This window comes from Sphingomonas sp. GC_Shp_3, assembly GCF_026540945.1.
Taxonomy (GTDB): domain Bacteria; phylum Pseudomonadota; class Alphaproteobacteria; order Sphingomonadales; family Sphingomonadaceae; genus Sphingomonas.
The window spans coordinates 945,383-969,725 of sequence record NZ_JALNUT010000001.1 but is presented as its reverse complement, the minus strand read 5'-3'; the positions used below and the strand labels follow the sequence as shown (position 1 = coordinate 969,725).

28 protein-coding genes and 1 tRNA gene are annotated in these 24,343 nt (G+C 64.6%); 14 read left to right on the top strand and 15 right to left on the bottom strand.

Annotation, left to right across the window (positions count from 1 at the left end):
- Positions 1-167 precede the first annotated feature (167 nt).
- The 4 genes from OXR00_RS04820 (at position 168) to OXR00_RS04805 (ending at position 2,857) form a co-directional block, all read left to right on the top strand.
- Positions 168-1,316, top strand: coding sequence for a hypothetical protein (locus tag OXR00_RS04820; protein ID WP_267386909.1), 1,149 nt, complete (start codon positions 168-170; stop codon positions 1,314-1,316).
- Between the two features lie 74 nt (positions 1,317-1,390).
- A complete protein-coding gene (locus OXR00_RS04815) occupies positions 1,391-1,912 on the top strand; it encodes a DUF2975 domain-containing protein (RefSeq protein ID WP_267386908.1) in 522 nt (173 codons plus the stop codon).
- Between the two features lies 1 nt (position 1,913).
- On the top strand, positions 1,914-2,129 hold the full coding sequence (locus OXR00_RS04810; protein WP_242146728.1) for a helix-turn-helix transcriptional regulator: 216 nt from the start codon (positions 1,914-1,916) through the stop codon (positions 2,127-2,129).
- Positions 2,126-2,857: a hypothetical protein gene (locus OXR00_RS04805; protein WP_267386907.1), complete on the top strand. Its 732-nt coding sequence runs from the start codon at positions 2,126-2,128 to the stop codon at positions 2,855-2,857. The genes OXR00_RS04810 and OXR00_RS04805 overlap by 4 nt, the downstream gene beginning before the upstream one ends.
- A 176-nt stretch (positions 2,858-3,033) precedes the next feature.
- On the opposite strand, the gene rplL is transcribed toward OXR00_RS04805, so the two are convergent.
- The 3 genes from rplL to OXR00_RS04790 form a co-directional block, all read right to left on the bottom strand.
- Complete coding sequence (gene rplL, locus OXR00_RS04800; protein ID WP_242146724.1) at positions 3,034-3,411, bottom strand: 50S ribosomal protein L7/L12; 378 nt, start codon at positions 3,409-3,411, stop codon at positions 3,034-3,036.
- Between the two features lie 65 nt (positions 3,412-3,476).
- On the bottom strand, positions 3,477-4,004 hold the full coding sequence (gene rplJ, locus OXR00_RS04795; RefSeq protein WP_242147164.1) for a 50S ribosomal protein L10: 528 nt from the start codon (positions 4,002-4,004) through the stop codon (positions 3,477-3,479).
- A gap of 530 nt (positions 4,005-4,534) precedes the next feature.
- On the bottom strand, positions 4,535-4,741 hold the full coding sequence (locus tag OXR00_RS04790) for a hypothetical protein (protein WP_267386905.1): 207 nt from the start codon (positions 4,739-4,741) through the stop codon (positions 4,535-4,537).
- Between the two features lie 102 nt (positions 4,742-4,843).
- On the opposite strand from OXR00_RS04790, the gene OXR00_RS04785 reads away from it, so the two are divergent.
- Positions 4,844-6,760: an AsmA-like C-terminal region-containing protein gene (locus tag OXR00_RS04785; protein ID WP_267386904.1), complete on the top strand. Its 1,917-nt coding sequence runs from the start codon at positions 4,844-4,846 to the stop codon at positions 6,758-6,760.
- A gap of 90 nt (positions 6,761-6,850) precedes the next feature.
- Here the strand turns inward: OXR00_RS04785 and rplA are convergent, their stop codons facing one another.
- Positions 6,851-7,549 carry a 50S ribosomal protein L1 gene (rplA, locus tag OXR00_RS04780; protein ID WP_267386903.1) on the bottom strand — a complete coding sequence of 233 codons (699 nt, stop codon included), beginning with the start codon at positions 7,547-7,549 and terminating at the stop codon, positions 6,851-6,853.
- Positions 7,550-7,553: 4 nt separating this feature from the next.
- On the bottom strand, positions 7,554-7,985 hold the full coding sequence (gene rplK / locus OXR00_RS04775; protein ID WP_242146715.1) for a 50S ribosomal protein L11: 432 nt from the start codon (positions 7,983-7,985) through the stop codon (positions 7,554-7,556).
- 243 nt (positions 7,986-8,228) lie between these two features.
- On the opposite strand from rplK, the gene OXR00_RS04770 reads away from it, so the two are divergent.
- Both OXR00_RS04770 and OXR00_RS04765 read left to right on the top strand, forming a co-directional pair.
- A complete protein-coding gene (locus tag OXR00_RS04770) occupies positions 8,229-9,293 on the top strand; it encodes a catalase family peroxidase (protein ID WP_267386902.1) in 1,065 nt (354 codons plus the stop codon).
- A complete protein-coding gene (locus OXR00_RS04765; protein ID WP_267386901.1) occupies positions 9,290-9,883 on the top strand; it encodes a cytochrome b/b6 domain-containing protein in 594 nt (197 codons plus the stop codon). The genes OXR00_RS04770 and OXR00_RS04765 overlap by 4 nt, the downstream gene beginning before the upstream one ends.
- Positions 9,884-9,915: 32 nt before the next feature.
- On the opposite strand, the gene OXR00_RS04760 is transcribed toward OXR00_RS04765, so the two are convergent.
- The gene (locus OXR00_RS04760; protein WP_267387149.1) at positions 9,916-10,176 is read right to left on the bottom strand and encodes a hypothetical protein; all 261 of its coding nucleotides are present in this window, start codon (positions 10,174-10,176) and stop codon (positions 9,916-9,918) included.
- 20 nt (positions 10,177-10,196) lie between these two features.
- Positions 10,197-10,273 (bottom strand) — tRNA-Arg (locus OXR00_RS04755).
- Between the two features lie 80 nt (positions 10,274-10,353).
- Between OXR00_RS04755 and OXR00_RS04750 the strand changes: the two genes are divergently transcribed.
- The gene (locus OXR00_RS04750) at positions 10,354-11,127 is read left to right on the top strand and encodes a queuosine precursor transporter (protein ID WP_267386900.1); all 774 of its coding nucleotides are present in this window, start codon (positions 10,354-10,356) and stop codon (positions 11,125-11,127) included.
- Between the two features lie 128 nt (positions 11,128-11,255).
- Entirely contained in the window at positions 11,256-12,098 is an 843-nt protein-coding gene (locus OXR00_RS04745; protein WP_267386899.1) for a GGDEF domain-containing protein, read from the top strand.
- A gap of 4 nt (positions 12,099-12,102) precedes the next feature.
- On the opposite strand, the gene purQ is transcribed toward OXR00_RS04745, so the two are convergent.
- The 3 genes from purQ to purC form a co-directional block, all read right to left on the bottom strand.
- Positions 12,103-12,771: a phosphoribosylformylglycinamidine synthase subunit PurQ gene (purQ, locus tag OXR00_RS04740; RefSeq protein WP_267386898.1), complete on the bottom strand. Its 669-nt coding sequence runs from the start codon at positions 12,769-12,771 to the stop codon at positions 12,103-12,105.
- Positions 12,768-12,998, bottom strand: a complete 231-nt coding sequence (gene purS, locus OXR00_RS04735) for a phosphoribosylformylglycinamidine synthase subunit PurS (protein WP_242146704.1) — start codon at positions 12,996-12,998, stop codon at positions 12,768-12,770. Before purS ends, purQ begins: the two co-directional genes overlap by 4 nt.
- 247 nt (positions 12,999-13,245) lie before the next feature.
- A complete protein-coding gene (gene purC, locus OXR00_RS04730; protein WP_242146702.1) occupies positions 13,246-14,025 on the bottom strand; it encodes a phosphoribosylaminoimidazolesuccinocarboxamide synthase in 780 nt (259 codons plus the stop codon).
- Between the two features lie 161 nt (positions 14,026-14,186).
- Here purC and parC point away from each other — a divergent pair, with 161 nt between their 5' ends.
- Both parC and OXR00_RS04720 read left to right on the top strand, forming a co-directional pair.
- A complete protein-coding gene (gene parC / locus OXR00_RS04725) occupies positions 14,187-16,442 on the top strand; it encodes a DNA topoisomerase IV subunit A (RefSeq protein ID WP_267386897.1) in 2,256 nt (751 codons plus the stop codon).
- A gap of 154 nt (positions 16,443-16,596) precedes the next feature.
- Positions 16,597-18,264 carry a bifunctional diguanylate cyclase/phosphodiesterase gene (locus OXR00_RS04720; protein WP_267387148.1) on the top strand — a complete coding sequence of 556 codons (1,668 nt, stop codon included), beginning with the start codon at positions 16,597-16,599 and terminating at the stop codon, positions 18,262-18,264.
- On the opposite strand, the gene OXR00_RS04715 is transcribed toward OXR00_RS04720, so the two are convergent.
- From OXR00_RS04715 to OXR00_RS04700, 4 genes are read right to left on the bottom strand one after another with little or no spacing between them, the layout of a single operon-like run.
- A complete protein-coding gene (locus OXR00_RS04715; protein ID WP_267386896.1) occupies positions 18,234-19,433 on the bottom strand; it encodes a CCA tRNA nucleotidyltransferase in 1,200 nt (399 codons plus the stop codon). The genes OXR00_RS04720 and OXR00_RS04715 overlap by 31 nt on opposite strands.
- Positions 19,421-20,023, bottom strand: coding sequence for a CoA pyrophosphatase (locus OXR00_RS04710; RefSeq protein ID WP_267386895.1), 603 nt, complete (start codon positions 20,021-20,023; stop codon positions 19,421-19,423). Before OXR00_RS04710 ends, OXR00_RS04715 begins: the two co-directional genes overlap by 13 nt.
- Positions 20,020-20,604, bottom strand: a complete 585-nt coding sequence (locus tag OXR00_RS04705) for a DUF1285 domain-containing protein (RefSeq protein ID WP_267386894.1) — start codon at positions 20,602-20,604, stop codon at positions 20,020-20,022. The genes OXR00_RS04710 and OXR00_RS04705 overlap by 4 nt, the downstream gene beginning before the upstream one ends.
- A 37-nt stretch (positions 20,605-20,641) precedes the next feature.
- The gene (locus OXR00_RS04700; protein WP_267386893.1) at positions 20,642-21,151 is read right to left on the bottom strand and encodes an N-acetyltransferase; all 510 of its coding nucleotides are present in this window, start codon (positions 21,149-21,151) and stop codon (positions 20,642-20,644) included.
- 172 nt (positions 21,152-21,323) lie between these two features.
- Here OXR00_RS04700 and OXR00_RS04695 point away from each other — a divergent pair, with 172 nt between their 5' ends.
- Positions 21,324-21,695: a dihydroneopterin aldolase gene (locus OXR00_RS04695; RefSeq protein ID WP_267386892.1), complete on the top strand. Its 372-nt coding sequence runs from the start codon at positions 21,324-21,326 to the stop codon at positions 21,693-21,695.
- Positions 21,696-21,706: 11 nt separating this feature from the next.
- Here OXR00_RS04695 and OXR00_RS04690 read toward each other — a convergent pair whose 3' ends face one another.
- Positions 21,707-22,363 (bottom strand): hypothetical protein, encoded by a 657-nt coding sequence (locus OXR00_RS04690; RefSeq protein ID WP_267386891.1) that lies wholly within the window; start codon positions 22,361-22,363, stop codon positions 21,707-21,709.
- A gap of 400 nt (positions 22,364-22,763) precedes the next feature.
- Here OXR00_RS04690 and OXR00_RS04685 point away from each other — a divergent pair, with 400 nt between their 5' ends.
- Together OXR00_RS04685 and OXR00_RS04680 are read left to right on the top strand one after the other, a co-directional pair.
- Positions 22,764-23,429, top strand: a complete 666-nt coding sequence (locus OXR00_RS04685) for an energy transducer TonB (protein ID WP_267386890.1) — start codon at positions 22,764-22,766, stop codon at positions 23,427-23,429.
- 61 nt (positions 23,430-23,490) lie between these two features.
- Entirely contained in the window at positions 23,491-24,255 is a 765-nt protein-coding gene (locus OXR00_RS04680) for a MotA/TolQ/ExbB proton channel family protein (protein ID WP_242146681.1), read from the top strand.
- Positions 24,256-24,343: the final 88 nt, after the last annotated feature.

The following is a 24,343-nucleotide window of genomic DNA, read 5'->3' as shown; positions in this document are numbered from 1 at the left end:
GCCATATAGGCGCGGTGTTGGATTCTGTCAAACCACTCGCCCGGAACAAACGCGGTGGCTGGTAGTGAGGCGAACTCGCCTCGTCGCCGGGATGCTTGTCTTATACGGATGCGGTCGTATTGCGGTGACCTGATGATGGCACCGGGGCGACGCTCGTGATTTCTGTAATGACTGTGGGCCGCCGGGTCGGTGCCATCATGCTGGTGATGCCCGCATCCGCTGCCATCGCCCAGACGCAGAACGTGCAGGCGCCCGCGACGGTGCCCGGCCTCGACGATTACCGGCTGCCCGCGCAACCCGATCGCCCGACACCGCTGGTGACGCCCGAGCCGAAGATCGCGCCACTTCCGCGCCCCACGCCCACCGCGACACCGGTGGCGATCCCGTCCCCGGCGCCACTGGCGCCGCCGGTGACTACGACACCGCCGCCCGCGCGCCCGAAGGTGCGCCCCACGCCGCAGCCGACGCCGGCCGCCGAACCGACCGCCGCGGTTGCCGTGCCGACACCAAGCGCAACCCCAACGATCGCTCCCAGCCCGACGCCGGCCCCCACGCCAAGCCTGTCGCCGTCGCCCACGCCGACGCCAGTAGCCGCTGCGCCGGCGACCGAACCACGATCGGGTGGTTGGCTATATTGGGTGCTCGGTCTTGCCGTGGTGGCGCTGGCGGCTGCGCTGCTGATCTTGCGCCGGCGCGGACGTGAGACAGACGTAATCGAACCACAGCCGGTCGCCTCGCCGCCACCGCCGCCGGTCATTCCGGCAGCACCGCCCGCGCCGTCTCCGTTGGTGGAAGTCGCCGCGCCGCGCCCGCATGTCGAGATCGCGTTGGAAGTGAAGCGCGCCGGTACCAACCTGCTCAGCGCCGCCGTCGAATACCGCGTCATCCTGCGTAATGCCGGCGATGTGGATGCACGCGATGTCGCGCTCGATATGCGATTGTTCGGCGTCGGGCCGGGGCTGGAGGCCGCGCTCGACGCGCTGTTCGCCGGGCCGCTCGGGCCGCCGGCGGTGGCGCGGTTCGACCTCGCCGCCGGAGCCTCCGCCGCGCTGGAGGGCACCGCGATGCTGCCGCGTGGCGCGATGCCGCCGCTGCCGATCCAGGGCGCGGGGGAGGACAGGGTGCTGTTCGTGCCGGTGATGACCGTCAATCTGCACTACGGCTGGGACGGCGGGAATGGGCAGAGCGCGGCGTCCTTCGTCGTCGGCGTCGATCGCGGCGCCGATACCAAGCTCGGGCCGTTCCGCCTCGATGGCGCGCCGCGCATGTATGACCGCGTACGGCAGCTTCCGTTCACCGTCTCACGGGTCATCTAATATCGATATTCGATATGTAACTTGCCGGTAATCGATAAACTACCTAGCATATTCCCCAACCAAAGGGGAAAGCGATGGCACGCGATTCGGTGATATCGGGCACGGCAACGGTGGTACGGGTGCTGGCGGTTCTTAACGTGGCTGCAGGTGTCGGTTTTGCCGCCGCTCTCTTGGTAAGCTGGCCGGCCGGGACGTTGCTGATGGCGCGGTTGCTGGGGAAATACCACGATCCCACCGTGGCTTTCGCAGGGTTGACCGGCATCCGGCTGGTGCTGGCGATAGGGCTGATCGCGGTGTGGGCCGTGTATCGTTTGTTCACCGCATTGGCCGCGATCCTCGCCAGCCTGCGTCGCGGCGATCCGTTCCTGCCGGACAATGCCGCGCGGGTGCGCACCATCGCCTGGGCGATGCTCGCGCTGCAAGTGCTTGATACGGCGCTCGGCGGCTTGGAGTTCTGGCTGGCCTCCCTGCATATCGACGTGCTGACCTGGACGCCGTCGGTCGGCGGATGGCTGTCGGTGCTGGTCGCATTCGTGCTCGCCCATGTATTCGCGCGCGGCGCGGCGATGCGCGACGATCTCGCCGGGACCGTCTGACATGCCGATCCGCGTCAGGCTCGACGATATGCTGCACGCCCGCCGCATGTCGCTCACCGATCTTTCCGAAGCCGTCGGCATCACGCTCGCCAACCTGTCTGTCCTCAAGACCGGCAAGGCCAAGGCGATCCGATTTTCGACACTGGAGGCGATCTGTCGCGTGCTCGAGTGCCAGCCCGGCGACCTGCTCATCGCCATCGAGGAGGACGAGGCATGAGGTTCCGGCACGCGCTCACAGCGACCTATCGCGGCAGCATCGCCTTCATCGTCGCGTGTCCGTTGCTCGCGCTGGTCCCCGTAGCGTTCGAACTGCTCCAGCATGCCGTAGAGGTCCGCATCGGCCTGTACGCCAGCCCCGCCGCCGCTCGCCTGCATGAACATGACGCGTGGCGGATGGGGTTCGGCATGGTCAAGGTCCTCGCGCTGGTCCTGCCGGGCTATTGGATCGTGCGCTATCTCGCGTGGCGTGATCCGGCCCGTGCGGTGCGCGCCGACCCGCACGCGCTGCGCATGTTTGCGGGGTTCGTCACGGTTCAGCTCGCCGTCGCGGCGATACAAGTGTTCGCGCTGCCGGCGAATATGGCGGTGACGATCGCCGGGTTCTTGGTCGCCACGGGGATCGGCATCCTGATGCTGGCGTGGGGCGTGGCGGCAGTGCTCGGCAACGCGAAGGTTGGTCCACGCGCTTCGGTGGCGATCATGCGCCGGCACGTGCCGTGGACGTTCGTCTTTTCGCTCGCCGCGATGCTACCACTGATGGTCCCGCATTACGCGTTTGCGGCGCTTGCCATTCTCGGCCCGAAGCGGTTGCTGTGGACGGTGCTGATCGCCGACTCGCTGCTGGTCGGCTGGCTCGCGGTGGTGATGCAAGCGAGTGGCTATTTCGCCGCCACGCGCGCGGCTGGCAAAGCCGGCGTGGCGCTTGACGCTGCCGAAGCCGGTTAACGCGCGACGCTATCCATCAACGCAGAAAGGGGCGGCATCCGTGTGGATGCCGCCCCTTTCTGTTTGGCAAACCGTCACGGGCGAAGCCCGTGACGTCGGACGCGAGCTTTGCTCGCGCCGGCCGGCCTTGCGGGAGGGGCGATTTGGTAACGCCAAACCGCATCCCCCGCTGCGGCTTACTTGACTTCGACAGTCGCGCCGGCGGCTTCGAGCTGTGCCTTGATCTTGGCAGCCTCGTCCTTCGACACGCCTTCCTTGACGGCCTTCGGAGCCGACTCGACCAGCGTCTTGGCTTCGGTCAGGCCGAGCGAGGTGATCGCGCGGACTTCCTTGATGACGTTGATCTTCTTGCCACCGTCGCCGGTCAGGATGACGTCGAATTCGGTCTGCTCTTCAGCAGCCGGGGCAGCAGCGCCGCCAGCAGCGGCAGGTGCTGCTGCAACAGCAGCGGCAGCCGAAACGCCCCACTTCTCTTCGAGCATCTTCGAAAGCTCAGCGGCTTCGAGGACGGTCAGTTCGCTCAGGCTCTCAACGAGCGCGTTCAGGTCAGCCATGTGTAGTCTCCATCTTGGGGCGTCGCCCCGGTCTGTTCAGTGTGAAATCTCGAAGCGGATGCCGATCAGGCGTCCGCGCCTTCCTTGTCCTTGTCGGCGTAAGCCGCGAGAACGCGGGCGAGCTGGGCCGCCGGAGCCTGCGTGATCGTCGCGAGCTTGGTTGCCGGGGCAACAAGCAGGCCGATGATCTTGGCACGCAGTTCATCCAGCGACGGCATCGTCGCCAGCGCTTTCACGCCTTCCACGTCGAGGACGGTCGCGCCCATCGATCCGCCCACGATTTCGAACTTGTCGTTCGTCTTCGCAAAGTCGACGGCCACCTTGGCGGCCGCGACGGGATCGATGGAGGTGGCGAGACCGACCGGACCGGTGAGCATGTCGCCCAGACCGGTGTAGTCGGTGCCGTCGAGCGCGATCCTGGCAAGCTTGTTCTTCGAGACCTTGTAGCTCGCGCCAGCATCCCGCATGGCGTTGCGCAGTTTGGTCGACTGCGCGACGGTCATGCCGAGGTTGCGGGTGACGATCACCGCGCCGACTTCGGCAAAAGTGCGGTTCAGCTCGGCGACGAGCTCGGTCTTTTGAGCACGATCCATGCCATTCTCCACGTTGGACCCGCCGCAAGCGACGGGCCGGTTAACCCGCAAGCGCACGACCAAAGGATCGCGTGCCGACGGGGGCTGTCCAGCGATGGGGTTTGGCGGACCGGCGACACGTCGCTACGGACCGAGGGCAGGGGCTTGCGCACCAGCCGAAATACCATTCCCCGTCTCGGTAGGAGATTAAGCGACGGCAAACCCGGCGCACCTACTGTCTCGGACGGACCCGGCGGGCGCGAACGCCTGTCGGGTTGAGATCGCGCTCATACAGGGAGACGGCGGTAAGTCAACCGACGCCCTGCCAGCATCACTGAACCGGCCCGCCGGGGCATCGGACACGCCAGTCCGCACGAAATTGTCGCCGAACGGTCACCACCGCTAAGTATTTACACGTAAACCCGGCTTATAACTGAACACAGCATTGCCCATGCGACTGGATCGGCTTAGCGCATCACGGGTTTGAACGGTTTGCCCTGCTACGGCGCAGGGCTGCAAGTCAGGAGAGGGGGGCCGGGCCAACCGGCCCCTTAACCTGCCGCCTTCACCGTCACCCACACCGACACCGGCACGACCACCTTGCCGGGCGCGGGCTTGCCCACCTCTACCCGGTCCGCCGTCACCAGTTCACCGGTCGCGAGGTTGAAGGATGCCCATGGCTTGGGCATGCGCCCGAACGTCATTTTCTGAATGGGTTGGCCGGTGGCCGTGTTCATGATGGTTGCGATAACTGCCATGCCGGGCCGATAGCGAGGAACGGTCCGCGCTGTCCAGCCGACGCGATCGTAAATCAGACATTCGGTTCCTGCAGTTGGCAGTATGAAAAGGGTGATTGCAGCATGGCGATGACACCGGCGACGCGGTCGCTCCTAAGCCGGGTGGGACTGGCCGGCGCGGCTTTGCTGCTCGTTGTCGCATTGTTCGTCCTTGCATTGGGCATGCTACCGTTCGGTCTGCTTCGCCCGGTGCTGGAGGCGCGCATCGCCGCTCAATTTGGCGCGGCAGTTCATATTGGCTCGATCAGCCGCAAGCAGGTGTTCTCCTACGCGCCCGACATTTCCATCAACGATCTGCGGATCGCCCAGCCCACATGGGTCCGTGGTGGCGATTTCTTGACCGCGCGATTGGTGACGGTCCGCCTGCCGGTGCTGCGACTGCTGTTCGGGGAAGTGCATCCCGATGCGGTGACGATCGACGGATTGACGGTTGCGTTGGTCCGCGATGCGCACGGCCGCTCCAACTGGAAAAGCCAGCACGCGCATAACACTCGCGTAGCCACGCACGGACCGGCCTTCACCCGCCTCGTCATTCGCGACGGCCATCTTAGCCTGCGCGATATGAGGCGTAGGCTGTTCGTAGCCGGCCCATTCGATGCGATGGGCGCAGCCGGATTGCGGCTCGCAGCGAACGGCACCTTTCTCGACACGCCTGCTCGGCTGGATTTACGCGGCGGTCCCATCGATGGCGTGGACCCGGCGGCACCCTGGCCAGTTGAAGTTCATCTGGCGTCCCCCGCGCTGGATCTCGACGCAAGGGGCGCTACCGACGGTGTGCTCAACACCCACCGATTCCACGCCACCATGACCGCGCGAGCGCCAACGCTGAAGAATTTGGACCGGGTGATCGAGGCGGGGCTGTTCGGCACGCAGCCGATCGCGCTGATCGGCGAGGTGCGGCACGACGGCCGTGATTGGTATCTCGACCGGATCGGCGGCGGGGTCGGTCGCTCCCGCTTCGTCGGCAAGGCTAGCGTTCTGAAGCGCGATGGCCGCACCCGGATCGACGGCGGTTTCCGGGCCAGTCAGTTCGATTTCGACGATCTCTCCGATGCCGCCGGACGAGCGCGGTCCGCCGCCAGCCGCGCGGCAATCGGACCACGCATCCTGCCGCCGACGCCAATCAACCTGTCCCACCTCGCGCGCACCGACGGCACGCTGACGGTTCGGATCGACCGGCTGCTGGCGAGCGGCGGCACCGTATTCCGCAGCCTCGCCGGGCGTCTCAACCTCGATCACCGTGTACTGAGCGTCGATCATATCGTCGCCACGCTAGGAGGCGGGCAGATGACCGGGCTGCTCCGGGTGGATCACCGTAGCGGGCGCCCCAAGCTGTCGACCGACCTCCGGCTGGAGGGGGTGGCGCTCGACACGTTGATCGGCATGCCCGACGATGTGGCGGGCATCCTGCGCGGCCGCATCGCGCTGTCGGGAGAGGGCGACACCTTGCGAGCGGCGCTGAGCCATGCCGATGGCAGGGCGGCGATCGTGTCTAACCACGGTACGATCAAGGCGACGGTTGCGGACGTGCTGGGGCAGGATCTCGGCGGGACGATCCAGCAGGCGATCCTTAACCCGTCCGACCGCGAGCCGCTTCGCTGCCTGGTCGCCGATTTCCGCGCACGCGGTGGTATCCTGACGCCGGACCCGCTGGCGATCGACACCGGCAATGCGGTCGGTCACGGCAGCGGGCGGATCAACCTTGCGGACGAGACGATCGCGCTGACGCTTGCGGGGCGCACGCGGGGCAATCCAGCGCTACGCATCGTCGATCCGATCCGGCTTGGCGGCACCCTCAGCAAACCGTCGATCGTAATCGCGGGGAGCGGCACCGCATCGGGCAAACCGAGTGTCGGCGGTATTTTCAAGGCGCTTGGCCGCTCGATCAAGGACGCGCTCGGCTTTGGTGACGATGCTCCGCCGCGCCCTGTCTTCGCGCCGCTCGATTGTCGGCGGCTGAGTGCGGCGGCGCTGCGCTGAACACGGTTTAGTAAAGAGCCGATGAGGAATACGAAAAGGGCCGGGAGATCGCTCTCCCGGCCCTTCGTTACATCAGCTGGGGAACGTGGCTTACGCCGCGCTCACCTCGGCTGTGTCGACCTTGATGCCCGCGCCCATCGTCGAGCTGACGGCGACCTTGCGAACATACTTGCCCTTGGCGCCCGACGGCTTCGCCTTGACAACCGCATCGACCAGCGCGTCGAAGTTTGCGCGCAGATCTTCCGCCGGGAACGACGCCTTGCCGATGCCCGAATGGATGATGCCGGCCTTCTCGACGCGGTATTCGATCTGGCCTCCCTTGGCGTCCTTGACCGCCTGCGCGACGTTCATCGTAACGGTGCCGAGCTTCGGGTTCGGCATCAGGCCCTTCGGACCCAGAATCTTGCCGAGCCGGCCGACGACGCCCATCATGTCCGGCGTCGCGATGCAGCGATCGAAATCGATCTTGCCGCCCTGCACGATTTCCATCAGGTCTTCCGCACCGACGACGTCGGCACCGGCGGCGAGCGCCTCCTCCGCCTTCGCGCCCTTGGCGAACACGCCGACGCGCACGGTCTTGCCAGTGCCCTTAGGCAGCGTGACGACGCCGCGGACCATCTGGTCGGCGTGGCGCGGATCGACGCCGAGGTTCAGCGCGACTTCGATCGTCTCGTCGAACTTCGAGGTGGCGTTGGCACGCGCGAGGTCGATCGCCTCGTTGATGCCGTACAGCTTGTCGCGGTCGATCGCGGTGGCGAGGGTCTTCGCCTTCTTGGTCAGCTTTGCCATGGAATCAGCCCTCCGTCACTTCGAGGCCCATCGCGCGGGCCGAGCCCTCGATGATGCGCGTTGCCGCTTCGATATCGTTCGCGTTCAGATCCTTCATCTTGGCCTGCGCGATTTCCGACAGCTTCGAGCGGGCGATCTTGCCCGCCACCGTCTTGCCCGGCTCCTTCGAACCCGACTTCAGGCCGGCGGCCTTCTTGATGAGGTAGGTCGCCGGCGGCGTCTTGGTCTCGAACGAGAAGCTGCGGTCGGCATAGACGGTGATGACGGTCGGCAGCGGCGTGCCGACTTCCTCATTGCCCGTCGAGGCGTTGAACTGCTTGCAGAACTCCATGATGTTCACGCCGCGCTGACCCAGCGCAGGGCCGATCGGCGGCGAGGGATTCGCCTTGCCTGCAGGAACCTGCAGCTTGATGTATCCGGTAATCTTCTTTGCCATGTCACTCTCTTTCCATCTGGGCGCGCGCGGTGGCGAACCCGGATCAAGTCTAGCGGTTCAGTCGGGCACGTCTGAACGCACCCTCCCGCAACGATTCCCATTGCTGTCGCTCTGGAAGCGCGGGCGCATAGCGCAAGCCGGGTTGGGGTGCAATGCTGATAGTCGCGACGCACGATCGTTTCGGACTTGGATCAATAGCCGTTGCGGCGTAGATCGGTTCGATCCGATCCGAAGGTGTCGCCTATGCCAACGTCCGGTCAGACCATCGCTCGCCTGGGAATCATCGCCGCCATCTTAGGTGCGGCGGTGCTGGTGTTCGCCTGGGTAGCCGGGTTTCTTTCGCCGGAGCGGATCAGTGGCAGCGCTGTCGCCGACGTGCTCCAGGCCGCGAACGGCAAGGTCTATCCCGGTTTCCGCCGCGCGCACGCCAAGGGGCTGTGCGTGTCGGGCCAGTTCGAGGCGAATGGTGCCGGCGTCGCGGTTTCGCGCGCCGCGCTGTTCCCGCGCGGCAGTGTGCCGGTGATCGGCCGGTTCTCGACCGGCGGCGGCAACCCGCTCGCCACCGACGGGCGCAACGTGTTCCATGCGCTCGGCCTTCGCTTCGCGTTGCCCGGCGGTGAAGAATGGCGGATGGCGATCGATCATACCCCGATCTTCATCGTCTCGAACCCGGCAGATTTCGTCGCGCTCCAGCAGGCGAGCGTGCCCGATCCGAAGACGGGTAAGCCCGATCCGATGCGCGTTAAGGCTTTCGCGGCCGCACATCCTGAAACGCAAGCGTTTCTCGCGTACATGAAAAGCGCGCCACTGCCGTCGAGTTTCGCCAACGGCACCTACTACAGTATCGACGCCTTCCGCTTTGTCGACGCCGCAGGGGTAACCCGACCCGTGCGCTGGCGCTTTGTGCCGGAGGCCGCGTTCAGCGCGCTCGACAAGGCAAAGCTTGACGCGCTACCCTCTAACGCGCTGTTCGACGAAGCGCGATCGCGGATCGCAAAGGGTCCGCTTAAGTGGCACATGATGGTGACGCTCGCAAATCCCGGCGATCGCACCGACAATGCCACCGTGCTTTGGACCGGGCCGCATCGCGAGGTCGATGTCGGAACGCTGGTGCTCGATCACGCCGCGACGGAAGCGGCCGGCGACTGCCGTGATTATAATTTCGATCCGCTGATCCTGCCACGCGGCGTCGCCGCTTCGGACGATCCGCTGTTGCCGGCCCGGTCCGCTGCTTACTCCGCGTCGTTCCGCAGGCGCACTATAGAGGGTCCGCACCCGGACGCGATCAGCCAGGAGGCGAGCCGATGAGCCGCCCGGACGTTTTCGCGCTCCCGGCCCGCGTGCTGCACTGGACGATGGCGGGACTGATCCTGGCGATGCTGCTGATCGGTGCCGGTATGGTGTCGACGACAACCGCGCGGTACCCCGAACTTCTCGCATGGCATCGGCCGATCGGCATCGCGATCCTGGTGCTCGCGCTAGTACGGCTCGCAGTCCGGCTAACCCACCGTCCGCCACCGCTTCCCGCCGATCTCCCGCCGCTGATGGCGGCCGGTGCAACGGGATCACACTATCTGCTGTATGGCCTGATGATCGCGATGCCGCTGATCGGATGGGGTATGCAGTCGGCTGGCGGCTACCCTGTGCTGCTGTGGAAGGGCGCCGCGTTACCGCCGATCCTGCCGCATGAACCGCTGCTCTATGGCTGGCTTCGCTATGCGCACGGGCTGTTCGCCTATGCCTTCTTCTTGCTGATCCTGGGGCATGTCGGCGCGGCCCTGTTTCACGGGTTGATCCGTCGCGATGGCGTGCTGGAGAGCATGACCGGCGCCGCTGCGCGGTCAACCATGCCAGCGGAGCCGTTGCCGCCCGAACCGTTAACCGAGCCAATCGAGTAAGGCAGGACGCGGCGACGGCGTTGTCGCGTGTCTCAGGCCAGCGTCTCGGTCAGCGCGACGATCTCGAACGCATAGCTTTTCCAGCCGCGTTGCGTGGCAGCCTCGCGCGCTGCGGTGGTCTTGCCGCTCGCTTCCTTGAGCGAGCGGGCGTGGCCCCAGAACACCTCCGGACGGCGCCCCTCGATCTCGGCGACGATGCGCCAGTAGTGGGTGAACGGCGCCGCTGTCGGCCCGATCGTCTTGACATAGCCGTCCGACATCGTCGCGGTGAGGTAACGCTTCTTCTTCGCCATGCGCCGGTCCGACAAGGTCTTGGCGCGCCCGGAGGGATTCGAACCCCCGACCAAGGAGGTAGAAGCTCCTTGCTCTATCCAACTGAGCTACGGGCGCGCGCTGTATCCCGGTTAGCGGGATTTGCGGGATTGCGAAACGGCGATATGACATTCGCCGCGTGAAAGGGGCGCGCTATCATGCTCGACAAGGTGACGGCCGCCGATCTGCGCGGCAGGCAACTGCGCTATTACGACTTTGTCATGGTCGCGTTCGTGGTCATCCTCGTGCTGTCGAACGTCGTCGGCGCTGGCAAGCGCGCGGTGATCGACTTGCCGGTCATCGGGCTTTGGCCGTTTGGTGCGGGCATCCTGTTCTTTCCGCTGTCCTATATTCTCGATGACGTGCTGACCGAGGTTTACGGCTACGCCCGCGCTCGGCGCGTCGTGTGGGCAGGCTTCGCGGCCATGGCGTTCCTGGTGGTGATGGAGTGGACGACGGTGGCGCTGCCGCCCGCAGCGGACTGGGCGGGGCAGGCGCATTATGAATATGTGTTCGGTGCGCCACCGCACCTTATTGCGGGGTTTCCGTATGTCAGCGTCGGTATCGGCGGGCGGATTGCTTTTGCTTCGCTCTGCGCCTTCTGGGTCGGCGACCTGCTCAATTCCTACGTGCTCGCGCGCATGAAGATTCTGACGGACGGTAAGTGGCTGTGGACCCGCACGATCGGCTCCACGATCATCGGGGAAGGGACGGACAGCCTCGTTTTCTATCCACTCGCGTTTTACGGGCTGCCCGACTGGCCTTTGCAGGCCATGCTGACTGTGATGCTCAGCCAGTTTGTCCTGAAGGTGAGTTGGGAGGTTTTGTTGACGCCCGCGACCTATTTGGTTGTCGCTTTCCTCAAAAGACGCGAGGGCTTGGACGTTTATGATCGCGGAACCGATTTTTCGCCATTTCGCACGGGCGTCTGAAATCCCGCGCTTCGGTACATCGTCCGCATCGCACTGCCTGACGCTGCGTTAAGGATTGTGAAACCATGGTGACGTACCTGCGGCGGCCAATCCGGTAAGACTGGGTCAGCATCGCCGGGAGATACTGAATGCGTTTCTATCGGGCGACGAGCTTTCTGTTCCCGCGCAACTTCCACCTGCGGTTGTTCACACTGTGCTTTGTCGCAGTGCATCTACCGCTGATCGCGTTCTGCGGTACCGAGGTTGCACTCGGCCGTTGGGATTGGCGCGTGTTTGTGCCGTTGCTCCTCGCCACCGTTGTCGGCAGCGCTGCCGCAATCGGCTCCGTCTGGGCGTTGCTTGCTCCGATTTCGCGTGCGACCGCCATGCTACGCGCCCTTCAAAAAGGAGAACGGATCGCAACCGCGCCCGAAGGTGGCGCAGATTTGATCGGAGACCTGCTGCGGGGCGTCTCACATGCTGCGGCCGAGACAACGGCTCGCATCGAGCGGCTCAGCGACGCGGCCGAGACCGACGTGCTGACCGGTCTACGCAATCGCCGTGGCTTCCTTGATGCGGTCGCGCCATTGCTCCAGCGCGAGCGAACGTCGGTTATGGCGATGCTGGATCTTGATCACTTCAAAACAGTAAACGATCGCTTCGGTCATGACACTGGCGACCGCGTGTTGCGCGCCTTTGCGCAACGGCTTGAGGGAGGCGTGCGCCGCTCGGATCTGAGCGCGCGTTGGGGTGGCGAGGAATTCGCGGTGCTGCTGCCCGATACGGCGCTCGACGAAGCCCGGGATCTGATCGAGAGGATACGCGCCGGGTTGCGCATCAATCCCTTGGAGGCAGGCCCTGGGTTTCCGGTCACCTTCTCCTGCGGACTGGCGGTCGCGCGTGATTATGGGACGCTGGCGCAGGCGATGCGCAGGGCGGACGAAGCGCTCTACGAAGCCAAGCGCATGGGCCGCGACCGCACCACGGCCTGAGCGCTTACGCTCCGACTGTCTCGAGCAGACCTTCGAACAACCGACGCCCGTCATCGCCGCCGTGTGCGGCTTCGATCCGGCGCTCCGGGTGGGGCATCATCCCGAGTACGTTGCCGCCGGCGTTGAGAACGCCTGCGATCCCGCGCGCCGACCCATTGACGGCGCCGGCATAGCGGAACGCGACGCGTCCCTCGCCTTCAAGCCGATCAAGCGTATCAGCATCGGCGAAATAATTGCCGTCGTGGTGAGCGACCGGAATCGTAATCGTCTCACCCGCCGTATACCGACAGGTGAAGGCGCTCTGCGCGTTCTCCACCGTCAGCGATGCCGGGCGGCATACGAAGTTCAGCCCCTCGTTCCGCATCAGCGCGCCAGGCAGCAGACCCGCCTCGGTCAATACCTGAAATCCGTTGCAGATGCCGAGTACCGGCAGCCCGTTGTCGGCCGCCTCCACAACGGCGCGCATGATCGGCGAACGCGCCGCGATTGCTCCGGAGCGCAGATAGTCGCCGTAGGAAAAGCCCCCCGGCACCGCCACGAGCCCAACGCCGTCGGGCAGGGCGCTGTCGCCGTGCCACACCATCTCTGGCTTTGCTCCCGTCACATGCTCCAGCGCGACGGCGATGTCGCGGTCGCAGTTAGAACCGGGGAATACGATGACGGCCGTCTTCATGCGCGTTCGACCCGGTAGTTTTCGATCACCGTGTTCGCGAGCAACTGGCGGCACATCGCGTCGATCTGGGCATCGTCGGTCTGATCCGCGACATCGAGTTCGATAAGCTTGCCCTGGCGAACGTCGTTTACGCCGGCGAAGCCAAGGTTGTCGAGCGCCTTGTGGATGGCCTTCCCCTGCGGATCAAGCACGCCCGGCTTCAGCGTGACGAAGATGCGGAGCTTCATGAGCATGGTCCTGCTTACGGAAAAGATGGCGCCGCTATGACGGCGGCGAAGGTGCGCCGCAAGTCTTTCGGACAGTTCGCCTGTTTCGATCGCGCGCCTGTATTGTCTCATCCGCGAAATGCCATGACGCCTGGATGCGCCGGCTATGTCGCGAACAGGTGCACGGTGGCGAGGCTATAGCACGTCCGGCTTGCCCGAAACCGCGTCCAGCCGCCGGTACCCCGTGGCACCGGCGAAGACGCCGGATCTACTTGCCGCGATTCTGCCGATGCTGTTCCAGATCCAGCACAGCGTTGTCAGCGCCCTCGGGTAGCAGACCTAACCGGCGAGCGACTTCCTGATAAGCCTCGACCTCGCCGCCGAGGTCGCGGCGGAAGCGGTCCTTGTCGAGCTTCTCGTTGGTGGCGATGTCCCACAGCCGGCAACCGTCCGGGCTGATCTCGTCCGCCAGAATAATGCGGCCGAAATCATTGTCCCAGATCCGGCCGAACTCGAGCTTGAAGTCGACCAGGCGAATACCGATCCCGGCGAACAGGCCGCTCAGGAAATCATTCACACGGATCGCCAGATCGGCGATGTCGTGCATCTCCTCCTGGCTTGCCCAGCCGAACGCGGCGATATGCTCGTCGGTAACCATTGGGTCGCCGAGCGCATCGTCTTTGTAGTAATATTCGATGATGGTACGCGGAAGCTGGCCACCTTCCTCCATACCCAGCCGCTTGGCGAGGCTGCCGGCGATGACGTTGCGGCAGACCACCTCGATCGGCACGATCTCGACTTGGCGGATCAACTGCTCGCGCATGTTGAGGCGGCGGATGAAGTGCGTCGGGATGCCGATATTGCCGAGCAGGGTGAAGATATGCTCGGAAATCCGGTTGTTGAGCACACCCTTGCCGTTGATCGTGCCCTTCTTCTGGGCATTGAACGCGGTCGCGTCGTCCTTGAAGTACTGGATCAGCGTGCCCGGCTCCGGACCCTCGTAGAGGATCTTGGCCTTGCCCTCGTAAATCTGGCGGCGGCGAGCCATGCGGCATTACCCTTAAAATGATCGGCCCCGGCATCGCGGACGCGCGGCCGGGGCGGGAAGGCTTGGGCTATATCGAATGCGTCGGCGGCGTGCAATCGTCGCTTCGGTATCGATGCCGGGAACCACTTCCCACGCGCGGCAAAGCCGATTAACCGGAACGTATGGCCAACACCGACCTGCCGCCCGACAACCCGCCCGTGGGCATCCTCGACGCGCCGTTCGATAGCGCGCTGTCGGACCGGTATCTGGTCTACGCGCTTTCGACGATCACCGCGCGCTCGCTGCCGGATGTCCGTGACGGGCTGAAGCCGGTGCACCGGCGACTGCTCTGGGCGATGCGACTGCTGCGGCTCGACCCCGCGCAGGGGTACAAGAAGAGCGCGCGCGTCGTCGGCGACGTGATCGGCAAATATCATCCGCATGGCGATCAGTCCGTGTACGATGCGATGGTGCGGCTCGCGCAGGATTTCGCGATGCGCTACCCGCTCGTCGACGGGCAGGGCAATTTCGGCAACATCGACGGCGATAACGCCGCCGCGTACCGGTATACCGAGGCCAAGCTGACGCAGGTCGCGATCGACCTGATGGATGGGCTGGACGAAGATGCGGTCGATTACCGGCCGACCTATAACGGTGAGGATCACGAGCCGGAGCTGTTTCCCGGCGCCTTCCCGAACCTGCTCGCGAATGGTGCGGCCGGCATCGCGGTCGGCATGGCGACGAGCATCCCGCCGCACAACGTGGCGGAGCTGTACGAGGCGGCGATCCTGCTGGTCGATCAGCCGGAGGCGGAGGATGCGGCGGTCAACGGGCTGGTACGCGGGCCGGATTTCCCGACCGGCGGCATCGTCGTCGATTCGCCCGCCGCCATTGCCGAGACCTACCGCATCGGGCGCGGCGGTTTCCGCGTGCGGGCGCGCTGGCATGTCGAGGATCAGGGGCGCGGCGTGTGGAACGCTGTCGTCACCGAAATTCCCTACGGCGTGCAGAAAGGCAAGCTGATCGAGCAGATCGCCGGCATCATCAACGAAAAGAAGCTGCCGATCCTCGCCGACATCCGCGACGAATCGGATAGCGAGATACGCGTGGTAATCGAGCCGCGCAGCCGCACGGTCGATCCGCAGATGCTAATGGAAAGCCTGTTCCGCCTTTCCGACCTCGAATCGCGTTTCAGCCTCAACCTCAACGTACTCGACAAGACACGCACGCCGCGAGTGATGAGTCTGCGCGAGGCATTGCTGGCGTGGGTCGAGCATCAGTTCGTCATCCTGCGCCGTCGCAGCGAGCACCGGCTCGGCAAGATCGCCGACCGACTGGAATTGCTCGACGGCTATCTGATCGCGTTCCTCAATCTCGACCGGGTGATCGAGATCATCCGCACCGAGGATGAACCCAAGCCGGTGATGATCGCTGAGTTCGGCCTGACCGATCGCCAGGCCGAAGCGATCCTCGACATGCGGCTGCGGCGATTGCGCAAGCTGGAGGAGATGGAAATCCGCAAGGAGCGCGACGGGCTGGAGAAGGAGCGCGTCGGGCTGGAAAAGTTGCTCGCCGAACCGGCCGCGCAGCGCCGCCGGCTGAAGAAGGACTTCGGGCGGCTGCGCGATCGCTACGGGCTCGACACACCGCTCGGCAAGCGCCGCACCACCATTGAGGAGGCCGCGCCCGCGCGCGAGATTCCGATGGAGGCGATGATCGAGCGTGAGCCGATCACCGTGATCCTGTCGCAGCGCGGCTGGATCCGCGCGATGAAGGGGCATCTCGACGCGGCTGGCATTGAGGCGGTGAAATTTAAGGAAGGCGATGGCCCGCTGTTCCACCTCACCGCGCAGACCACCGACAAGATTCTGCTCGCCGCTGATAACGGGCGGTTTTTCACGCTGGGCGCGGACAAGTTGCCAGGCGGGCGTGGATTCGGTGAGCCAGTGCGGGTGATGATCGACCTCGACGGGCAGGTCGAGATCGTGGGGCTGTTCCGGGCCAGCCAGGCCACCAAGCTTCTCGTCGTGGCGAGCGATGGACGCGGTTTCATCGTACAGATCGCGGAGACGCTGGCCGAGACGCGCAAGGGCAAGACGGTCGTCACGCCGCGTGCGGGCGCGAAGCTGAAGGTGGTGCGTGCGGTCGATCCAATTGCCGATGCGGTCGCGGTGATCGGCGAGAACCGGCGGCTGCTGGTATTCGCGCTGGCGGAACTGCCCGAGATGGCGCGGGGGCAGGGGGTGCAATTCCAGCGGTATAACGATGGCGGCATATCCGACGCGATGACGTTCGTGCTGGCGCAAGGGCTGAGCTGGACGATGGGCGGCGACAGCGGGCGTACTCGCAGCGAAACCGATCTGACCTTCTGGCGCTCTGCGCGCGGGGCGGCGGGGCGAATGCCGCCAAATGGATTTCCCCGCGACAACAGGTTCTAGGCCTTGGCGTGCTCGCCTGTTGCAGAAGCAAACCAGGCATTCACGGGCGAAACCTTCAGTCTGTCTTAACCAACGCGCCGTAACACAGATTGTAATGGCACTGGAAAAATCTGCCGCGTCAGTCGCTCGGTCACCGCTCGGCCTGGTCGAGCGGATGTTCGGCATTATTCCGTCGACCGACGTTTCCGCCAGGCTGATCGGACTGCTGCCGATACCGGCGATGGTCGTGCGTGCGAAGGATGGCGCGATCCTCGTCGAGGCGACCAACACAGCATGTCGTGAGGCCGGACTCGCGAACGCGAATGATCAGCAAGTGCCCCGGCTTCCGCTGCTTGATGCCATCGGGGCGAGGATCGGCGCGTTTGTCGAAAGCGATCGGCTGAGCGAGGATTTCCCGCTGCAGTTCGGCAGCAGCGTCGAGTGCCGTCACTTCCGCGTCGCGATGGCGCGGCTTTCTCGCAATGCCGAGGGACGGTGCGTCGTCACCTTCGTTGATCAGACCGCCGAGTTGCGCACGGAGGATAATCTGCGGCGCGAAATGCTGACCGACAGCCTTACGGGTCTGCCAAATCGAGCAGGTTTCAGCGAGCGGACCGAGCAGTTGCTGGAAGCGGCGGCGCCGGGCTTCCGCTACGCCATCTTGATGGTCAATCTTGATCGGTTCAGCCGCGTCAATGCGTGTCTAGGGTCGATGTCGGGCGACGAGTTGCTTATCACGGTTGCACGTCGCCTGAAGGGCATCCTGCGCGCGAATGACGTGCTCGCCCGTACCGGCGGCGACGAGTTTGCGATTTTTCTGGCAGTGGAGGAGGGCGGCAACGACGTTGCCCACGTCACCAAACGGATCAGCAGCGCCCTCGCCACACCGTTTAGGCTTTCCGGCTACGAGATCTGCGTCTCGTGCTCCATAGGCGTGGCGTTTGGCGCAAGGCGGGTCGACGACCCTGAGGACTTGATCCGCCACGCGCAATTTTCGGTCAAACGCTCGAAGAGCAGCGGCCACGCGGAGGCCTATCAACCGCAGGCATTCGACATAGCGCGTGAACAGTTCGGCATGGAAACCGCGTTGCGCCGTGCGATCGATCGCGGCCAGCTTCGGCTTAACTATCAACCGATCTATGATCTTGCGAGCGGACGGCTGGTTTCGTTCGAGGCGCTGGCCCGTTGGCGGGACGAAGACGGCGTGGAGCATCTGCCCTCCGCCTTTATTCCGGTCGCTGAGGAATCCGGGCTCATTGTTCCGCTGGGGCGATGGGCCATCAGAGAAGCTGTGCGCACGCTCGCCGGCTGGGACGCGCAGTTCGGCGGCGATTGCGGCGTCAAGATCGCGGTCAACCTGTCGGCGATCCAGCTTCAACGCGATGGAATCGCGCCACTCCTGCAAAGCGCGCTCATCGCGCACAACCTGCCGGGGTCGCGCTTTACGCTCGAATTGACCGAGAGCGCTCTCGTCACCGACCCCGATCGTATCGCCGGCATCATGCACGCGCTGAAAGGCTTGGGGACCACCATCGCGATGGACGATTTTGGTACCGGGTATTCAAATCTCGCCTATCTCCAGAAGCTGCCGATCGACATTCTCAAGATCGATCGCAGCTTTGTGACAGGCATGCTCGTCGATCGAGACAAGGTCGCGATCGTACGCGCGATCCTCAGCCTGTCGCAGGCGCTAGGCATGCAAACCACGGCTGAGGGGATCGAAACCAACGAACTCGCACAGACGCTCGCGGCGCTCGGCTGTACCTATGGACAGGGGTTCGCTTATGCGAAACCGCTCGAAGTCGACGACGCCTATGCGTTGCTGGAATCCCGGCGCCACTGATCGAGCGCGGCTGCAACGATACCGTCCATTTGATCCTCGCCCGGGAAACCTGCCCGCACCCACTCCGCCTCGATCGTGCGGAGCAGCGTCGCCACCTCCGGCCCTTTGCGCACGCCGCGCTCGACCAGAACGCCGCCGCTCACCGGCAGGCGCGGTGCCTGCCAATCTCCAATCGCCTGCGCATCCGCCCTGGGCCGGTCTGACAGCAGCAGCCGGTCGATCGCGAGATCGGTACCGAGAGTGTAGGCGATCGCCTGTGGCGGTTCGGTTCCGGCCGGAAAGGTCGCGCTGACCAGTCGGCGGCGATCGAGTTTGGAAAGCTTCAGCCGTGCGCCGACGTCCTCGGCAGTCGCGGCGTCGGGCGGTAGCAATGCAGCCAGTCGGCGGATCGCATTGGGGGCGATGCCGGCTCCGATCTCGCGATCGACCAGAGAGGCCAAGCGATCGACATTCGTGATCTCCGGCAGGACCGGGCGAAAGATCCCCTGTTTTATCATCAACAGCACGGTCGGAACCGCGCGATCCGCGAGCAGCAGTTTCAACAGCTCCGCCGCGATCCGCTCTCGAGAGAGCGCCATCAGGTCGTTGGCGCGAACAGTACAGGCGGCCAGCCCATCCGCGTCCACCTCTGCCCCGAAGCGTGCTTGAAAGCGGAAGAAGCGCAGGATGCGAAGATGATCCTCCGCGATTCGTTTGAGCGGATCGCCGATGAACCGCACCCGCCGCTCGGCGAGATCATCGACCCCGCCGAAATAATCAAACACCGTGCCGCTGACCGGATCGGCGTAGAGCGCGTTGATCGTGAAATCCCGTCGCGCGGCATCTTCTTCCCACGCGCGGGTGAAGGCCACGGTGGCGTGGCGGCCATCAGTCGCCACGTCGCGGCGGAGTGTCGTCACCTCAACCGGGCCGTCCGGTAGAACGACAGTGATCGTACCGTGGGCGAGGCCGGTCGGCACCGCTTTCATGCCGGCCGCGCGCACCTGATCGAGCACATCTTCCGGCGGTAGCTCGGTGGCGAGATCAACGTCCGCCACATCCAGCCCGAGCAACGTATCGCGCACCGCGCCTCCGACGAACCGCGCCGCATCCGTGCCGAGCACCTCGCACAGCTGGTCCATGCCCGCTCGCCTTCGCCATGCCGCCTGCGGGAGGATCAGGTCGCCCATCGCAACCTCCGCGAGAGGTTGACGATCATGGCTGCGGTCGCGCCCCAGATCCGGTAATCGCCCCAAAGGATCTCGTAATAATGCCGGACGTGGCCCTGCCACTCGACACTCGCCTCCAGATGATTGCCCGAATCAAGCAGGAAGGCGAGCGGCACCTCGAACAAGTCGGCAACCTCGGCAGCACTCGGCACGAGGACAAGATCAGGCGGCACGACGCCGATCACTGGTGTGACGAGGTAGCCGGTGACGGTACGATACTGGTCGCTCGCGCCCACCAACGTCACTTGCTCCCGCGGAAGCGCGATCTCCTCCTCTGCCTCGCGTAAGGCAGCTGCGACCGCGTCGTGATCTTCGGGGTCAACCCTCCCACCCGGAAACGCGACCTGGCCGGCGTGGCGGCTCATCGTTTCGGTACGACGTGTCAGGATCACGCCCGGTTCGGGGCGATCGGTGACCGGCACCAATACGGCGGCCTGGACCAGTGTGTCCGGATAGATTGGATCGTGATCGGCAAGATCGCCGGTGAGCAGCGACACGTGCGTGGCATGACCGGCCAACAACGCGTGGTGAAGGCGTTCCGCCAACATCATGCGTGACCTCTCGCTGCAACCGTTTGCTCCATCGCGAAGAACACGCCTTTGCTCCAGACGCCCGGTGGTGTCTCGCCATCCTCGATGGCTAGATTGGCCAATTCGTAATAGACAGAGCGCGCGACCAGCGCATCCATCCCGCCGCGCACGGTGAGATACGGGCGGGGACCGTCATCGCCTTCATTGAAGCGGAGCGGTTGTTCCGGTCCGGCGATTACGAGATCGCCGGTGTTGAGCCTGAACGTAAGCGTTTGCGCTGGCCCGCTTCCCTCCGCTTTCATCTCGACGGCGACGAAGGGCGTATCCTCGACCAGGATGTCGAGCTTTTCGACAGGCGTGACGAGTACATAGCTGCCATCCTCCTCGCGCCGCAGGATCGTGGAAAACAGCCGCACCATTGCTTCGCGCGCGATCGGCGTGCCCTGGTGATACCAAGTGCCGTCGCGCGCGATCCGCATCTGGCTGTCCCCACAGTGCGTGGGGTTCCAGCGATCGATCGGCGGCAGTTTCTGATCTGCGGCCATCCGCGCAATCTCGGCAAGCGACAGTGCGGACAAGTCGGGCATCGGGTCCATCGGCATGCGCGACGCGGTAGGGCAGGGCTGCCGATCCGTCCAGTCAGGCGGGCGTTGGGAAGCGCGGCGCGAGCATCCCTGCCGCCAAGGGTATGGTTCCACGCGCGAGCAGCCGACGCTGCTCTACCGGACCGGGTGCGCGCCACCGCGCAGTCGCGGTGGCATCGAAACCGAAGAACCGGCCGTAATATTCGGGATCGCCGATCAGCATCATGGCCGCGGCATCGTCGCTTTGTTCGGCGCAGCGAATCGCGTGATGGGTCAGCCGCTGTCCTATGCCTTCACCTTGTCGCGTCGGCTCGACCGCGATCGGACCGACCATCACCAGCGGGATGCTGCCGCCATTGTCGCGGACCAGTTGTACCGGCCAGCACTGGATCGTACCGATGAGCATATCCCGATCAAGCGCCGCGAAGCTCAGGTGCGGGATCGCGGCAGTGCCCTGGCGGATCAGATAGGCAGTGCGGCGGTGTCGATCCGGCCCAAAGGCGCGGTCGAGGAGTTGCTCCACGGCATCGTCTGCGGTTCCGGCAAGAGGCGCAATCGTTGTCATGGAGCTTGGCATCGTCACGGGGTCGTTCCGAACAGGGCTGGCAAGGGCGCCGGGGCCGCGCGCTGTAGCGTTGACGCGTGCGAACGCAAGCTGAATGCGCAACGGGACGCAGTTCCCCTCTGCGCCGCTTCTGCTATGGGGCGCGCTTTCTCGCTGAACCAAGGACGCCGCGTTGAACGATCGCCTCACCCTGGAAGTGCACGACCTTGAAGTGCAGGTGCTGACCGGGATCTATTCCGAGGAAACGCATCTGCCCCAGCCGCTGCGGATATCGCTGACGGTCGATCTCGAGTGTCCGGCGCATTTCGCACCGGGTGATCCGCTCGATCGCTCGAAGAATTACTTGGACTTAAAACACGCCGCCACCGGCGCGCTGCCGGCCGGCGTGCACTTCACTCTGATCGAGGCGGTGGCCGATCATATTGTCGACACGCTGTTTCTGCAGGACAAGCGCGTGCTGCGGGTGATGGTCAAGATCGTCAAGCTCGCCATCGCTGAGGACGGCGAATCGATCGGCATAACGCTGATCCGTCATCGCCGCTGACGCGCGCGAATTCAGCGCTCGCAGCGGCCGAGCGAATCGAGCACGATCTTGTAATCTTCACGTGCCGCCGCGACGTCTGCAGCGTCGACCCCGTCGAAGCTCACGTCGGGTATCGCAGCGGGAAGGCCGCAGGCGAGACGATACCATAACAACGTGTCGCGCGCGGGCGGCTGCGCGTTAGGATCGGCAAGATCTCCGATCGAAGATGACCAATGCGGCGGTTCACCCTGCCGGCGGACGACATTCAAAGATATCGGACTGCCATCGGCGGTGGTCAAAAAGATTTGCGTCTCACCTTCGCCGGGAAGAGCGCCTGGCGTGTGAAAGGCGTGCCCAATACCCGTGATAGCTGGCGGCGCCCCGGGCGCGACCAGCTCCGTGGCGATTTTGCGGGTCAGTGCATCCACCTCGGGAGACCACGGCTGCTGCCCATCGCGCGAAACGAGCTGGATCTGGCCGGGCTGCTGAGCAGGGCGGGCGAATAGCAGGACGCGAGCCTTCCGAAGCTTAGGTATGCGACCGCGCGAATCGAGCGGGATGTCGGCGACGTAACCCACCGTCGGCGGCAGCGCGTCGGGTCCGCGGATAAGCGCTGCGACATCTGCTTCCACATACGCGCGCGCGAAGCCGGGCTGAACGCCGGCCGCGTCAGGACCCTTGAGCGGCACGACGTCATGGATCGCCGCGTCGACGATAGTAGGTGCCGCCACTACCAGATCGGCGAATCGGGTGTAGGGTAGCGGCGCTGCCGATGCTTGTTCAGACGATTGTATCGGCTGTGGCGCCGCCCAAACGGGGCTGGATAATGCTGCAAACGTACAAAGCAGCGCGATTGCGGGAGGGGTGGCCATATTGTCGGACTAGCGGAACGACCGCTGCCGATACAGAAATAATTCTGCCATCGGGACGCACTAAGGGCTTTTGCGGGGACAAAGCGTTTGCTTCGCGGTTTTCCTCACGATACAGAATTGGCCTGTCCAGGATACACTAGCCCATGCAAGGGTTGCACGAGCGGACATTGCGGCACGGCATAACAGCCGTTTCGTTATAGAGGAGTTTCGTTACTGAATGGCTTACGCTGATCGAGATACAAGTGGCAGCCGTATTGTCTCGATCGTGATCGTTTCGATCGTGGTCGCTGCATTCGGCTGGGCATTCGTGAACGGGCTCGCCTTCAAATATATCAAGAAGGCGCAAGAGAAGCTCAACACGTTCGACGTGGCACCACCGCCACCGCCGCCGCCCGACAAACCGCCGCCCCCACCGCCGCCAGACCAGCCGCAGGTGCAGCCGCCTCCCGTGGTCTCGCCGCCGCCGATCGTGCAGGTGCAAACCCCGCCGCCGGTGATCCAGACGGTTCAAACGCCGCCGCCGGCGATCCAGCTCACCCCGAAGGCAGCTCCTCCGGCACCGCCCGCGCCGCCTGCGCCGCCGGCCGTGTCCAAGGCTGCTGGTCTGAAGGGTAACCCTGGCCAGTTCTTCGGTCCTGACGCTTATCCTGCTGCGGCGCTTCGTGCCGAGGCGCAGGGTCGCGTTGTGGCGAAGCTGACCGTAGGTACCGACGGCCGTGTGACAGATTGTACCGTGACGACCTCGAGCGGCAATTCGGATCTCGATTCGACGACGTGCAGCATCGCGAAGCGTCGGGTGAAATACTCGCCCGCTCTTGATGCATCCGGCACGCCGATCACGTCGACCGCCGTCTTGCCCGTCAAATGGGTCCTGCCTGAATAACCATTTTCCCCGGCGCGCCGCTGATCGGGCGCCGGGGGTTTCTTGAGAGGGAAGTTACCGCATGATCACCACCATTCTCGCCGCAGGGGCGACGCCGCCCGAGAACAATTTCGGCCTGATGAACTCGCTGAACGAAGGCGGTCCGGTTACCTGGACGGTCGCGATCATCCTCACCATCTTCCTGTTCTTCACGCTCTACATCCTGTTCACCAAGCTGTTCGAGCAACAGAAGGTTATCAACCAGGGCAAGCGTGTCGGTGCTCAGTTCTGGGCTGCCAACAGCCTGCGCGAAGGTGCTGCCAAGCTCGAGAAGAACTCGGCCTACAAGCAGATCGTCGACGACGGCCTGCAGGCGCAGGACCAGCATGGTCGCCTGACTGATCCGGTCGAGGCGCATGACTGGGTGCACGGCTCGCTCGCGCGCTCGGAAGCCGCGATCAACTCGCAGCTGGGCGGCGGTCTCGCCTTCCTCGCAACGGTGGGTTCGACCGCGCCGTTCATCGGTCTGTTCGGTACGGTGCTCGGCATTTACCGCGCGCTGATCAAGATCGGTCAGGCTGGTCAGGCTTCGATCGACAAGGTCGCAGGCCCGGTCGGTGAGGCGCTCATCATGACCGCGTTCGGTCTGGTCGTCGCGGTTCCGGCCGTGCTGGCCTTCAACTTCCTGCAGCGTCGCAACAAGGCGATTGCAGAGAACCTCAGCGCGTTCTCGAACGACGTACTCGGCTACATCGCGTCGAACGGCGCAGTGAAGCCGACGGTTGTTCGCAAGGCTCCGGCGGCTCCCGTCAAGCCTGCCACGACGACCACCGCCACCAAGGCGTAAGCAGCATATGGGAGCCGTCATGCGGCGGCTCCCACCCTCGCTGCCGGAAGTGGTTCCGGCAGTAGACTGTTGAGAATAGGATAGCCGT